A 13,774-nucleotide genomic window follows, 5' to 3' on the forward strand; every position below is an offset into this window, starting at 1 on the left:
GGCTACTCGATGACGAGGTCGACCTCGATGTTGCCGCGGGTGGCGTTGGAGTACGGGCAGACCTGGTGGGCCTGCTCGACCAGCTTGCGGCCGGTCGCCTCGTCCACGCTCTCGGGCAGCTCGACGCGGAGGGCGACCTTGAGGCCGAAGCCCTCGCCCTGCTTGCCTATGCCGACCTCTGCGGTCACGGCGGCGTCGGACAGGTCGACCTTCGCCTGGCGGCCGACCAGGCCGAGGGCGCTGCCGAAACAGGCCGCGTACCCGGCGGCGAAGAGCTGCTCCGGGTTGGTGCCCTGACCGTTGCCGCCCAGTTCCACCGGCATGGCCAGGCCGAGGTCGATCTTGCCGTCGGAGGAGACGGTGCGGCCCTCGCGGCCGTGGGTGGCGGTGGCGACTGCGGTGTAGAGCGCGTCCATGGATGAACCATCCCTCTCGGAAGACTGTGTTCGGGAGTGGCCCGCCCTCACGCTGTTGGCGTCCGGGCGGCCTCACGACGACGAGTAGAGCACACAATTTAGTTGTGCACAACTAAATGGCCCGCAGGAGCTACCCTGGAGGCATGACCCCGATGTCGACCCCCGCTGCCGCCGCTGCCGGCCCAGAGGAGAACTGGCTCCGCCTGGACAGCCAGATCTGCTTCTCCCTCCAGGCCGCCTCGCGCGCCTTCAACGGCGTCTACCGCGTGATCCTGAAGGACCTCGGGCTGACCTACCCCCAGTACCTGGTGATGCTGGTCCTCTGGGAGCAGGGCGACCTGGCCGTCAAGAAACTGGGCGAGCACCTGCGCCTCGACTCCGGCACGCTCTCGCCGCTGCTGAAGCGGCTGGAGTCGGCCGGCCTGGTGCGGCGCGAGCGCAGTGCCCGCGACGAGCGCTCGGTGGAGGTCCGGCTGACCGAGGAGGGCACCGCCCTGCGTGAGCGTGCGGTGCGGGTGCCGCACCGGATCGTCGCCGCGACCAACCTGGACCTGGAGGAGATCGGCGAGCTGCGGGAACGCCTCGACCGGCTCACCACCGCGCTGGACGCGGCCGCCCTGCAGGAGGAGCTGGGCGACGCGCGGTGAGCGGGGCGGCCGGTGACCGGGGGACGACCGGTGGCGGAGGGTGTTTTCCACAGGCTCCGCGGTTGTCCACAGGCCCTGCGGGAGAGCCCGGCGCCTGCTTCACTGTGAGACGACCCCCATGCGGGTCCATTGCGGGTTTTTTCCCATGAAACCCACCACTCCGAGCACGAGGCAGACGCACCACTCACCGACGAGGGGGAGATCAGGACATGACCTGGCTGATCACGGGCGGCGCCGGCTACATCGGGGCGCACGTCGTACGGGCGATGACCGAGGCGGGCGAGCGTGCGGTGGTGTACGACGACCTGTCCACCGGCGTCGCCGAGCGGGTGCCCGCCGGGGTGCCGCTCGTGGTGGGCTCGACGCTGGACGGTCCGCTGGTCTCCCGCGCCCTCGCCGAGCACGCCGTCACGGGGGTCGTCCACCTGGCGGCGAAGAAGCAGGTCGGTGAGTCGGTGCACCTGCCCCTGCACTACTACCGGGAGAACGTGGAGGGGCTGCGGGTCCTCCTGGAAGCGGTCACCGACGCCGGGGTCCCGTCGTTCGTGTTCTCCTCCTCGGCCGCCGTCTACGGCATGCCGGACGTCGACCTGGTCACGGAGGACACGCCCTGCGTGCCGATCTCCCCGTACGGCGAGACGAAGCTGGCCGGGGAGTGGCTGGTCCGCGCGACCGGCCGGGCCACGGGCCTGTCCACGGCCTCGCTGCGCTACTTCAACGTGGCAGGCGCGGCGAGCCCCGAACTGGCCGACACCGGCGTGTTCAACCTGGTCCCCATGGTCTTCGAGCGCCTCACCCAGGACGCGGCGCCCCGCATCTTCGGCGACGACTACCCCACGCCCGACGGCACCTGCGTGCGGGACTACATCCACGTGGTCGACCTGGCGGAGGCACACGTCGCCGCCGCGCACGCCCTCCAGGCCTCCTCCGGGCAGGGCCTCACGCTCAACATCGGCCGCGGGGAGGGCGTCTCCGTCCGCGAGATGATCGACCGTGTCAACGCCGTCACCGGCTACGACCGGCCCCCCACGGTCACCCCGCGGCGCCCCGGCGACCCGGCCCGTGTGGTCGCCTCCGCCGACCGCATCGCCGTCGAACTCGGCTGGAAGGCCAAGCTCGACGTCCAAGACATGATCGCCTCGGCCTGGGAGGGCTGGGTACGCACGCATCCCGAGGCGGCCCTGGCGTAGCGGCTCGCAGAGGGCCGGCGGGACTCGCCTACGCGTTGTTCAAGTAGGCCAGCACCGCCAGCACCCTGCGGTGGCCGCTGTCGCTCTGCGGGAGGCCCAGCTTCAGGAAGACGTTGCCGATGTGCTTGCTCACCGAGCGTTCGGTGATGACGAGGGTCGTGGCGATGGTGGTGTTGTCGCGACCCTCGGCCATGAGCCCGAGCACCTCGCGCTCCCGCGGGGTGAGCAGGTCCAGCGGCGAGTCCTCGCGGCGGGACATCAGCTCGGTGACGACCTCCGGGTCCAGCACCGTGCCGCCGGAGGCGATCCGCTCCAGGGCGTCGAGGAACTCGTCCACCCGGCCGACCCGGTCCTTCAGCAGATAGCCGACCCCGCTCGCGCCACCGCCGAGCAGCTCGGCGGCGTAGGACTCCTCGACGTACTGGGACAGCACCAGCACCGGCAGGCCCGGGATGCGCTTCCTTGCCTCCAGGGCGGCGCGCAGCCCCTCGTCGCGGAAGCCGGGCGGCATCCGCACGTCCAGGACGGCCACGTCCGGCCGGTGCTCGAGCAGCGCCGGAAGGATCTCCGGGCCGGAGCCGGCGACAGCCGGCACCTCGTGTCCGGCGGACGTCAGCAGCAGGACAAGACCCTCCCTCAGCAGGGCGTTGTCCTCGGCCAACACGACTCTCATGCCACCCTCGACTCCGGTCACGGCGTGCCGCGGCGCCCTCCGCTCAGAGCGCCTTGATCGCTTCCGCGGTGGCCCGCGCCAGCGCGCCCAGATACCCCTTGGGCAGCTTCGGGCTGCGGATCACCACCGAACGCCAGTAAAGCGGACCGGAGATCAGATCGAGGGCCAGTTCGTCGTCCAGTTCCCCGCGCACCTCGCCGCGCTGCGTCGCCGCCGCCACGATCTTCAGGGCGACGCCCTCCTGCCCGTCCCGCAGCGCCTTCTGCATCGCCTCGGCGATCTCCGGGTTACGGGCCGCCTCGGCCTGGAGGTCCGGGATGATCTGCGAGGCAATCGGATGCCTCAGCGCCCGTGACGTCACCTCGTACAGCACCCGCAGATCGCCTTCGAGGCTGCCCGTCTCCGGGGCGGGCAGGCCCTGTACGGCGATCGCCGAGACGATGTCCAGGACGAGGTGCAGCTTGGAGCGCCAGCGCCGGTACACGGCGGTCTTGCCCACGCCCGCGCGGCGGGCGATGCCCTCGATGGACATCCGCGCATAGCCGACGGTCGCGAGCTCCTCGAACACGGCCGCCCGGATGGCCTCCGTCACATCCTCACGCAGGACGGCCGCTCCCGCGGGGGTCCGGCGGCGAGGACGCGTCTGGGGCCCGTCGGCGTTCGTCGTCATGCGGACCAGCATAGGGCGTGACGACGATACGGACTCGTCCCTACGCAATACGGCATGCCGTCGCGACGAAACGGTTCCGTCGCCACGCCGGTTCGGAGCCGCCGCCCTGCCGCCGCCGTGCCGCTGCCCTGCCGTCGTCCCGCCACCGCCCCGCCACCGGTCAACGAGCCCGACCCGTCCGCGCTGGTCCGCCTGGGCAGCCAGGTCGGCCCCCTGTGCGACCTGCCGGCGCAAGACGCACGAGTACGGCCGCGGCGGCAGCCCGCTCTGCCAGTGGTGCATGGCCCCCGTCATGCACGCAGGGGGCACCACCGTCCGCCACACCAGCACCCGCGCCTGGACACCCGCACAGGGATGGCGGCCGGCGTGGGTCAGCTCTCCGACGGGATGCGCGCGGCGATCTCCTTCGACAATCCGTCCACCTCAACCGCGACCGGGCCGCCGCCGTGCCGCCCGCCCTGCCGCCGCCCGCCCATCGTCGCGACGGAACGGTATCGTCCCGACGTCGCCCCGGTCTCGTTGCCGCGTCGGTACGGTCTCACCGCCGCAACGAACCGGCGCCGTCGTGACGACGAAACGGTTGCGTTCCGACGCCCAATCGGCCTACGCTCACGTTGCGACGATACGGTGCCGTCCCGACGTAAGAAAACGTGATGAGAAGCGTAAGGAAACGCGGGCCGACGGCGGGGGAACCGGACACGCGCACCCCCACCCCCCGAGTGAAAGCAGCGGATGTGAGTCAGGTCCTCCACACACCGCCCCAGGCGCGGGCCGAGGCCCATGAAGACCTCGCGGCCCTCGCGGCCCGGCACGGCCTCACGGTCAGCGGCGCCCGCCCCTCCCTGCCCGACTACATCCGCCAGCTGTGGGCGCGCCGGCACTTCATCACCGCGTTCGCCACGGCCAAGCTCACCTCGCAGTACAGCCAGGCGAAACTGGGCCAGGTCTGGCAGGTGATGACCCCGCTGCTGAACGCGGCCGTGTACTACTTCATCTTCGGCGTGCTGCTCCAGACCAAGAAGAACGTGCCGGACTACATCCCCTTCCTGGTGACGGGGGTGTTCATCTGGACGTTCACGCAGAGTTCGATCATGGCGGGCACCAAGGCGATCTCGGGCAACATCGGCCTGGTGCGGGCGCTGCACTTCCCCCGGGCCGCGCTGCCGCTCTCGTTCTGTCTCCAGCAGTTGCAACAGCTGCTGTTCTCGATGGCCGCCCTGGTGATGATCCTGCTCGTCGTGGGGGTTCCGCCGGCCCTCTCCTGGCTGCTCGCGGTCCCGGTGCTGCTGCTCCAGTTCACCTTCAACGCGGGCGTCTCGATGATCCTGGCGCGGCTCGGCGCGAAGACCCCCGACATCGCCCAGCTGATGCCGTTCGTCCTGCGCACGTGGATGTACATCTCGGGTGTGATGTGGAGCATCGACATCCTGCTCAGCAAGCACAGCGATCTGCCCACCTGGGTCGCCGACGTGCTGCGGGCCAACCCGACGGCCGTCTACATCGACCTGATGCGGTTCGCCCTGATCGACAGTTTCCACGCCGACAACCTCCCGCCGCACGTGTGGGCGACCGCGGTCGGCTGGGCGCTGCTGGCGGGCGTCGGAGGCTTCATCTACTTCTGGAAGGCTGAGGAGACGTACGGCCGTGGCTGACAACGCAACGCTCACCGACATCAACGACGTCACCACCGACACCGGTATCGCCGGCGAGCGGATCCCCACCGTCATCGCCGACCGCGTCGACATCGTCTACCGCGTCAACGGCACCACCGGAGGCCGCGGTTCCGCCACCGCCGCCCTGAATCGCATCGTGCGCCGCAAGAAGACCGAGAAGGCGTCGGGCGTCCGCACGGTGCACGCCGTCAGGAACGTCACCTTCGTGGCGTACAAGGGCGAGGCCATCGGCCTGATCGGCACCAACGGCTCGGGCAAGTCGACGCTGCTCAAGGCGGTCGCGGGTCTGCTGCCGGTGGAGAACGGCAAGATCTACACCGACGGCCAGCCGTCCCTCCTGGGCGTCAACGCGGCCCTGATGAGCGATCTGACCGGCGAGCGCAACGTCCACCTCGGCGGCCTGGCCATGGGCATGACCCGGGAGCAGATCAAGGAGCGCTACCAGGAGATCGTCGACTTCTCCGGCATCAACGAGAAGGGCGACTTCATCTCCCTGCCCATGCGCACCTACTCCTCCGGCATGGGCTCGCGGCTGCGGTTCTCCATCGCCGCCGCCAAGGACCACGACGTCCTCCTCATCGACGAGGCGCTGGCCACCGGTGACGCGAAGTTCCGGCAGCGGTCGGCGGACCGCATCCGCGCCATGCGCGAGCACGCCGGCACCGTCTTCCTGGTCAGCCACAGCAACAGCTCGATCCGCGAGACCTGCGAGCGGGTCCTGTGGCTGGAGCGCGGCGAGCTGCGCATGGACGGCCCGACCGAAGAGGTCCTCAAGGAGTACGAGGCGTTCACCGAGCCGAAGAAGAAGCCGCGCCCGGCGGCGAAGGCCTGACGCCCGGCGCGGCACCCCCGTCCCCCGTCCTACGAGTGCGTCCGCAGCAGCGTCCGCATGGTGCGCATCGCCACCGACAGGTTGGCCAGGTCGAAGGTCTCCGAGCCCTGGATCTCCTCCAGCGTGGTCCGCGCCCGGCCCAGGATCGCCGCGTTCTTCTCCTCCCACGCCTTGAAGCGCTGCTCGGGCGTCGAGGTGCCGTTGCCGGCGGCCAGGACGTCCGCGGTGAGCGCCGCGTGGGCCGCGTACAGGTCCTCGCGGATGGAGGCACGGGCCATGGACTGCCAGCGGTCGGCCCGGGGCAGCTCGATGATGCGGTCCATGAGCTGGGTGATGTGCAGCCGGTCGGCGAGGTCGTAGTACACCTCGGCGACGTCCAGCGGGTCCCGGCCCATCCGGTCGGCCACCGACACGATGTCGAGCGCCGGGAACACCGACGAGAACCCGGCGACCCGGCCCGCGACCTCGTGGGGCACGCCGGAGCCGGTCAGCTCGTCGGAGATCTGCTGCCACCACTCCAGGTCCGCGCCGCGCAGCAGCTTCGTCAGCTGTCCCCAGACCTGCTCGACACGGTCGGCGAAGAAGTCGACGGTCTCGGCGAGTTCCACCGGCTGCGGCCGGTTGTTGAGCAGCCAGCGCGTGCCGCGCTCGACCAGCCGGCGCGAGTGCAGCCGGATGCGGGTCTGGACGGCGGCCTCGACCTGGTTGTCGAGGGCCTCGACCGCGTCCCACACGGGCGCCGAGCGGAAGATCGCCCGCGCCGCGGTCTGCGCCCGCACGATCTCCTCCAGCGAGGCGCCGGTCTCCTCCCGCAGACGGTGCAGGTAGGTCGTACCGCCGGTGTTGACGGTGTCGTTGACCAGGACCGTCGTGGTGATCTCGCGGCGCAGCGGGTGGTTCTCGATCTGTTCGGCGAACCGCTCGCGCAGGGCGGTCGGGAAGTACGAGTACAGCAGTCCGCGCAGGTAGGGGTCCTCGGGCAGCGAGGTGTGCAGCAGCTCGTCCGACACCGTGATCTTCGTGTACGCCATGAGGACGGCCGTCTCCGGCCCGGTCAGGCCGTGGCCGGTGCCGAGGCGCTCACGGATCTGCCGGTCGGTGGGCAGGAACTCCAGCGCCCGGTCGAGGTGCCCTTCACGCACCAGGTGGCGCATGAAGCGCTGCTGGGCGTGGAGCATGTCCTTAGACTGGGCGAGGGCGTTCGCGATGGCGGTGTTCTGCGCGTAGTTGTTGCGCAGGACGAGCCGGCCCACCTCGTCGGTCATCTCGGCGAGCAGCTTGTTGCGCTGCTTGACCGTCATGTCACCGTCGGTGACCAGGCCGTTGAGCAGGATCTTGATGTTCACCTCGTGGTCGGAGGTGTCCACGCCGGCGCTGTTGTCGATGGCATCGGTGTTGATCTTGCCGCCGGCGCGCGCGTACTCGATCCGGCCGAGCTGGGTCAGGCCCAGGTTGCCGCCCTCGCCGACGACCCTGGCGCGCAGGTCGGCGCCGTCGACGCGGATGGCGTCGTTGGCCTTGTCGCCGACGTCGGCGTTCGACTCCGCCGACGACTTCACGTACGTGCCGATGCCGCCGTTCCACAGCAGGTCCACCGGCGCCTTGAGGATGGCCTTCATCAGGTCGGCCGGGGTCACCTTGGCGACCTTCTCCTCGATGCCGAGGGCCGCCCGGATGTGCGCGTTGACGGGGATCGCCTTCGCCGTGCGCGGGAAGACGCCACCGCCCGCCGAGAGCAGCGCGGTGTCGTAGTCGGCCCAGCTGGAGCGGGGCAGCTCGAAGAGGCGGCGGCGCTCGGCGTAGGAGGTCGCCGCGTCCGGCTCGGGGTCGATGAAGATGTGCCGGTGGTCGAAGGCGGCGACGAGCCGGATGTGCTCGGAGAGCAGCATGCCGTTGCCGAACACGTCACCGGACATGTCACCGATGCCGACGACGGTGAAGTCCTCGACCTGCGTGTTCACACCCAGCTCGCGGAAGTGCCGCTTCACGGACTCCCAGGCGCCGCGCGCGGTGATGCCCATCGCCTTGTGGTCGTAGCCCGCGGAACCGCCGGAGGCGAAGGCGTCGCCGAGCCAGAAGTCGTAGGACTGGGCGACCTCGTTGGCGATGTCGGAGAACGTCGCCGTGCCCTTGTCGGCGGCGACCACCAGATAGGTGTCGTCCTCGTCGTGCCGGACGACGTCGGCCGGCGGCACGACCTCCCCGGCGACCATGTTGTCGGTGATGTCGAGCAGCGCCGAGATGAACGTCTTGTAGCTGGCGATGCCCTCGGCGAGCCACGCGTCCCGGTCGACGGCCGGGTCCGGCAGCTGCTTGGCGACGAAGCCGCCCTTCGCGCCGACCGGCACGATGACGGTGTTCTTCACCATCTGCGCCTTGACCAGGCCGAGGACCTCGGTGCGGAAGTCCTCACGCCGGTCGGACCAGCGCAGACCACCGCGCGCGACCTTCCCGAACCGCAGGTGCACGCCCTCCACCTGCGGCGAGTACACCCAGATCTCGAACGCGGGGCGCGGCGCCGGCAGGTCGGGGATGGCCTGCGGGTCGAACTTCATGGACACGTAGTCGTGCGGGGCGCCGCCCGCGGTGTGCTGGAAGAAGTTGGTGCGCAGGGTCGCCTTGATGACGGTGAGGAAGGACCGCAGGATCCGGTCCTCGTCGAGGGAGGCCACCTGGTCGAGGGCGGCGTCCAGCTCCTCCAGGAGGGCGTCGACGATCTCGAGCCCGGCGCGCTGCCGGTCGGGTGACATCCGCGCCTCGAACAGCGAGACGAGCAGCCGGGTGGTGTGGACGTTCGTGCGGAGGGTGTCCTCCATGTAGTCCTGGCTGAAGGTGGAACCGGCCTGGCGCAGGTACTTCGCGTACGCCCGCAGCACCATCGCCTGCCGCCAGGTGAGCCCGGCACTCAGCACGAGGGCGTTGAAGCTGTCGTTCTCCGCCTTGCCGGTCCAGGTGGCGGCGAACGCCTCCTGGAACCGCTCCCGCCCGTCGTCACCGAGGCGGTCGCCGGTGCCGCCGCCCAGCGACTTCGGCAGCCGCAGGCCGAAGTCGTAGATCCAGGCGACACTGCGGTCCGAGCAGCGCAGTTCGTACGGCCGCTCGTCGATGACCTCGACGCCGAGGCGGTTGAGCACCGGGAGCACCGCCGACAGGGAGATCGCGTCGCCCTTGCGGTAGATCTTGAAACGGCGCTCGTCGGGGGCGGCGCCCACCGGCTCGTACAGGCTGAGCGAGAAGCTCTGCTCCTCCGTGAGCCGCTCGATGTGGACGAGGTCGGCGACCGCGGAGCGCGGGGTGTGGTCGGCCTTGTAGCCCTCGGGGAAGGCGTTGTTGTAGCGGCGCAGCAGCTCCGCCGTCCGCTCCTCGCCGAGTTCGGCGTTGAGCGCGTCCTGGAAGGCGTCGGCCCAGGAGCGGGCCGCCTCGACGAGCCGCGCTTCGATGCGTTCCTTGTCGCTGTCGGACAGCTCCGGCAGCTCGGTGCCCTGCGGGACCCGGACGACGAAGTGCAGACGGGAGAGGATCGACTCGGTGTTCCAGGCGGTGAAGTCGACGCTGGTGCCGCCCAGTTCCTCCTTGAGGATGTCGATGATCCGCAGCCGGACGCCGGTGGTGTAGCGGTCGCGGGGCAGGTAGACGAGGGCGGAGTAGTAGCGGCCGTACTCGTCCTGGCGCAGGTAGAGCCGCAGCCGGCGCCGCTCCTGGAGGTAGAGCACGGACGTGACGATGGCGCGCAGTTCGTCGACCGGCGTCTGGAACAGCTCGTCGCGCGGGTAGGTCTCCATGATCTGGAGCAGGTCGCGCCCGTCGTGGCTGTTGGGCGAGAAGCCTGCGCCCTTCAGCACCTGGTCGACCTTGCGCCGCACGACCGGGACGCGCAGCACGGACTCGGTGTAGGCGGCGGAGGAGAACAGTCCGAGGAAGCGGCGCTCACCGACGACGTTCCCCTCGGCGTCGAACTTCTTGACCCCGATGTAGTCCAGGTACGACGGCCGGTGCACGGTCGCCCGGCTGTTGGCCTTGGTCAGGATGAGCAGCTTGTGCTCGCGCGCCTTGGCACGGACGTCCGCCGGGAGCCGCTCGAAGGAGGGACTGACGGGGTGGGGGTCGCCGTCGGCGTGATGCGGGTCGGAGCGCAGGATGCCGAGCCCGGTGCCGGGGACGGCGGCGAGGGAGTCGTCCTCGCGCAGCTGGTACTCGCGGTAGCCGAGGAAGGTGAAGTGGTTGTCGGCCAGCCAGCGCAGCAGCTCACGGGCCTCCTCGACGTCGGGGGAGGCCAGGTCGCCGGGCACGGGCTCGCGCGGCAGGTCGTCGGCGATCCGCAGGGCGGCGTCGCGCATCTTCTCCCAGTCCTCGACGGCCTCGCGGGCGTCGGACAGGACGCGCAGCAGGTCGGCGGTGATCTGCTTGAGATCGGCGCGGTCGCTCTCGCGGTCCGTCTCGACGTGGATCCAGGATTCGATGTGCGCGTCGTGCGGCAGGTCGGCGGCGGCCGGGGGCGTCCTGAGCACCTCGATGAGCCTGCCGGTGACATCCCGGCGGACGACGACCTGCGGGTGGATGACGAGGTGGATCCCGCGGCCCTGCCGGGTCAGCTCGTTCGTCACGGAGTCCACGAGGAACGGCATGTCGTCGGTGACGACCTCGACGACGGAGTGGCTGCACGTCCAGCCGTTCTCCTCGACGGTCGGCGTGTGGACGCGTACGTTCGCGGTGCCCTGGGGCCGGTTCTCGGCCAGCCGGTAGTGCGAGAAAGCGGCTCCGAAGACGTCGACCGGGTCGCGGTCGGTGAGGTCCTCCGGGGCGGTGTGCAGGTAGTAGCGCTGGAGGAACGAGAGCACGGACTCGTGGTCCGGTGCACCCGGGATCCCCGGACCGCCCTCGCCCGTCGTCCCAGTCGGTAGGTGCCCCCCGACCGGACTGTTCTCAGCGACCCGGGCCGCCCGTTCGAGCAGCTCGGCCTTGGCTTCGTCCAGCTTGGTCTGCATTGTCCTCTGGCTCCTGTCGCGCGCCGTTGCGTGACGTAGAAGGAAGTACGGTCTCTTCCCCTGCGGCTCGACGCCACGGCCCGGGGTCTCCGGGCTGCTCCGACGCTATGCCGCAGGATGAGAGGGGCGGGGGGATATCGACCATTCCCGACGTGCCCCGCAGGTGTGACGCTGCTCTCCGCGTCGCCTGCTCATGGGGTGTGTGCGGCGTCCTGGGGGCCCTGGTGGCCCCGTCCCGCCCGCGAGGATCGGCGACTGACGCCCGGCTGCGGATGTCGTCCGCACACACCGGGCGCGGGGCAGGGGCAACCGCACCCCCGCGAGCTATCGCGCTGATCACGCCACCAAGGCTATCGCTCCTCACCGGGGGCCCGTCATGAGCCGTATGTGTACAAAACCGGGGGTGGAAGTTTGACGTTCTGCACAGCTGTGCGGAGGGGGGTGGTGTGTGAAGGGGAACGGGGCGCGCAAAAGCCCGAAGGAGGGCGAAAAGTCGACGCCCGCCCCGGCCCCGGGCACGCTTGAAGGCGACCCACCTCTTGGCAGGGGCGCCCGCAAGAGGCAGGTTGCCCGTGGAGAGCGCCCGCCCGAGAGGAGCCGCCCGACATGACCACGAAGATCCTCATCGTCACCGGCGACGCAGCGGAGTCCCTGGAAGTCCTCTACCCCTACCAGCGTCTGCGCGAGGAGGGCTACGAGGTCCACATCGCCGCCCCCGCCCGCAAACAGCTCCGTTTCGTCGTCCACGACTTCGAACCCGGCTTCGACACCTACACCGAGAAACCCGGCTACACCTGGCCCGCCGACCTCGCCTTCTCCGAGGTGGACCCCGGCGAGTACGCCGCCGTCGTGATCCCCGGCGGCCGCGCGCCCGAGTACCTGCGCAACGACCCCGAGCTGCGCAAGATCCTCAAGTCCTTCTTCGACACGGACAAGCCGGTCGCCCAGATCTGCCACGGCCCGCTGCTGACGGCCGCGGTGGACGGCCTGACGGGCCGCCGCGTCACGGCGTATCCGGCACTGGAACTCGACATGCAGGCCGCCGGCGCGACCTTCCAGGACACGGAGGCGGTCGTCGACGGCACGCTGGTCTCCTCCAGGGCGTGGCCGGACCACCCGGCGTGGATGCGCGAGTTCCTGAAGGTGCTGCGCACGAAGGCACCGGTGAGCTGACCCCGCCCCCCGGCCAGGCCCGGCGGTGCGGCGTCCTTGCCGACGCCGCACCCGCGGGCACGGCGTATCCGGCGTCACGGCGTATCCGGCGTCACGGCGTATCCGGCGTCACGCGGCCAGCCGCTCGGCCGTCTCGACGGCCTCCTGGAGGGTGTCCACCACGGGCACGCCGACCCCCTCGAGGCTGGCCCGGCTGTGCGATCCCCCGGTGTACAGCACGGCCCGCGCCCCCACGTGCAGCGCCGCCACCGCGTCGTCGGCGGCGTCGCCGATCACCACGGTGCGCTCCGTGTCGACCTCGGTCAGGGTCTCCAGATGGCGCACCATGTGCTCGGCCTTGCTGCCCCCGGACGGCCCGGTCCGCCCGTCGACCCGGAGGAAGTACGGCTCGATCCCGAAGCCGCGGACCAGCGGAACCAGCTCGTCGTGCACGTACATGCTCAGCAGGGACTGGCTGCGCCCCGCCGACCGCCACCCGGCGAGCAGTTCCGCCGCCCCGGTGGTCAGGCCGCACCGCACCCGGTGTTCGGCGTAGTACCGGTGGAAGACCTCGTCCATGACCTGCCACTCGGCGTCGGTGGGCAGTCTCCCCAGCAGCCGCTCATAGAACTTGGGCACCGGCACGCAGTACAGCGCCCGGTACCGCTCGAGCGTGATCGGCTCCAGCCCCAACTCGACGAACGCCGCGTTCGTCGCTCCGATGATGGCGTCGTTGTCGTGGAACAGCGTGCCGTTCCAGTCCCAGACGATGTGCGCCCCAGCCTGCTTCCCCATACCCGCAAACGTACCCGCCCCCACTGACAACGAGGAGAACAGGACAGCACGGCGCGGGGCCGCAGGGCCGGCCGGGACACCAGCGCCATGAGGTCCTGAGCCCACCAGGCCAGGCGACCGCCCACCACTCCAGGCGACCGCCCGCCGCGGCGGCGCCCTCAGCCGCCCGATCCCACCAGGCCGGCGATCTCCTGCGGGGCGAACCACAGCAGCTCGTGGTCCTCGGCGCCGTCCACCAGGAACTGGGCGTCGTCATCCCCGGCGTCCGCCTCCGGCAGCGCCTCGGCCGCAGCGGTGACGTCCGCCTCCGCGTCGTCGGCGTCGGCGTGCACGGCGGCCGCCTTGGCCAGCCGCACGGGCCCGCTCACCCGGACCTCGCCGAGCGCGGCAGGCTCCAGGGCGCGGTCGGGATCGGCCGTGGCCGCGCCGTCCGGTACGTCGACGGCGACCACCACGCGCCGCCGCGGCGCGGCCGGGTCCGCCGCCAGCAGCCGCAGCGAGGCGAGCGCCGCCCGGCCGAGGGCCGCGTACTCCAGCTCCTCGATGTCCTCGGAGACGTACCACTCGCGCAGCGCGGGCGTGACCGCGTATGCGACGAGCGGCCCGGCCGGCCCCAGCTCTCCCGTTTTGTGCGCCTCGGCGAGACCGGGGAGGGTCAGGGGGACGTAGACGCGCATGGTGGACCGCTCTTTCGTGGTCGAAGGGCCTCCAGGATACGTGCGGGCGTCCCCTTTCGAGTCC

11 protein-coding genes are annotated in these 13,774 nt (G+C 70.7%); 5 read left to right on the forward strand and 6 right to left on the reverse strand.

The annotated features are described in order from the left end of the window. Window positions 1-2: 2 nt before the first annotated feature. Window positions 3-416: an organic hydroperoxide resistance protein gene (locus ACFWJX_RS16675; RefSeq protein WP_086772188.1), complete on the reverse strand. Its 414-nt coding sequence runs from the start codon at window positions 414-416 to the stop codon at window positions 3-5. Between the two features lie 143 nt (window positions 417-559). Here ACFWJX_RS16675 and ACFWJX_RS16680 point away from each other — a divergent pair, with 143 nt between their 5' ends. After that, window positions 560-1,063 carry a MarR family winged helix-turn-helix transcriptional regulator gene (locus tag ACFWJX_RS16680; RefSeq protein WP_383242894.1) on the forward strand — a complete coding sequence of 168 codons (504 nt, stop codon included), beginning with the start codon at window positions 560-562 and terminating at the stop codon, window positions 1,061-1,063. Window positions 1,064-1,272: 209 nt separating this feature from the next. Beyond that, entirely contained in the window at window positions 1,273-2,253 is a 981-nt protein-coding gene (gene galE, locus ACFWJX_RS16685; RefSeq protein ID WP_383242896.1) for a UDP-glucose 4-epimerase GalE, read from the forward strand. 28 nt (window positions 2,254-2,281) lie between these two features. Here galE and ACFWJX_RS16690 read toward each other — a convergent pair whose 3' ends face one another. Both ACFWJX_RS16690 and ACFWJX_RS16695 read right to left on the reverse strand, forming a co-directional pair. Next, window positions 2,282-2,926: a LuxR C-terminal-related transcriptional regulator gene (locus ACFWJX_RS16690; RefSeq protein ID WP_383242899.1), complete on the reverse strand. Its 645-nt coding sequence runs from the start codon at window positions 2,924-2,926 to the stop codon at window positions 2,282-2,284. Window positions 2,927-2,969: 43 nt separating this feature from the next. Further along, window positions 2,970-3,596 (reverse strand): TetR/AcrR family transcriptional regulator, encoded by a 627-nt coding sequence (locus tag ACFWJX_RS16695; RefSeq protein ID WP_383242902.1) that lies wholly within the window; start codon window positions 3,594-3,596, stop codon window positions 2,970-2,972. Window positions 3,597-4,330: 734 nt separating this feature from the next. Here ACFWJX_RS16695 and ACFWJX_RS16700 point away from each other — a divergent pair. Together ACFWJX_RS16700 and ACFWJX_RS16705 are read left to right on the forward strand one after the other, a co-directional pair. Further along, on the forward strand, window positions 4,331-5,248 hold the full coding sequence (locus ACFWJX_RS16700; protein ID WP_383242905.1) for an ABC transporter permease: 918 nt from the start codon (window positions 4,331-4,333) through the stop codon (window positions 5,246-5,248). A 19-nt stretch (window positions 5,249-5,267) separates the two neighbouring features. Continuing rightward, a complete protein-coding gene (locus ACFWJX_RS16705) occupies window positions 5,268-6,101 on the forward strand; it encodes an ABC transporter ATP-binding protein (protein ID WP_383242999.1) in 834 nt (277 codons plus the stop codon). A gap of 29 nt (window positions 6,102-6,130) precedes the next feature. Here ACFWJX_RS16705 and ACFWJX_RS16710 read toward each other — a convergent pair whose 3' ends face one another. Next, on the reverse strand, window positions 6,131-11,086 hold the full coding sequence (locus tag ACFWJX_RS16710; RefSeq protein WP_383242907.1) for an NAD-glutamate dehydrogenase: 4,956 nt from the start codon (window positions 11,084-11,086) through the stop codon (window positions 6,131-6,133). Between the two features lie 606 nt (window positions 11,087-11,692). On the opposite strand from ACFWJX_RS16710, the gene ACFWJX_RS16715 reads away from it, so the two are divergent. Beyond that, window positions 11,693-12,259 carry a DJ-1/PfpI family protein gene (locus ACFWJX_RS16715; protein ID WP_383242910.1) on the forward strand — a complete coding sequence of 189 codons (567 nt, stop codon included), beginning with the start codon at window positions 11,693-11,695 and terminating at the stop codon, window positions 12,257-12,259. A gap of 108 nt (window positions 12,260-12,367) precedes the next feature. On the opposite strand, the gene ACFWJX_RS16720 is transcribed toward ACFWJX_RS16715, so the two are convergent. Both ACFWJX_RS16720 and ACFWJX_RS16725 read right to left on the reverse strand, forming a co-directional pair. After that, window positions 12,368-13,033: an HAD family hydrolase gene (locus ACFWJX_RS16720; protein WP_383242912.1), complete on the reverse strand. Its 666-nt coding sequence runs from the start codon at window positions 13,031-13,033 to the stop codon at window positions 12,368-12,370. A 158-nt stretch (window positions 13,034-13,191) separates the two neighbouring features. Further along, entirely contained in the window at window positions 13,192-13,710 is a 519-nt protein-coding gene (locus tag ACFWJX_RS16725) for a DUF6912 family protein (protein WP_383242915.1), read from the reverse strand. Window positions 13,711-13,774: the final 64 nt, after the last annotated feature.

Source organism: Streptomyces sp. NPDC058335, from assembly GCF_042723915.1.
Classification (GTDB): domain Bacteria; phylum Actinomycetota; class Actinomycetes; order Streptomycetales; family Streptomycetaceae; genus Streptomyces.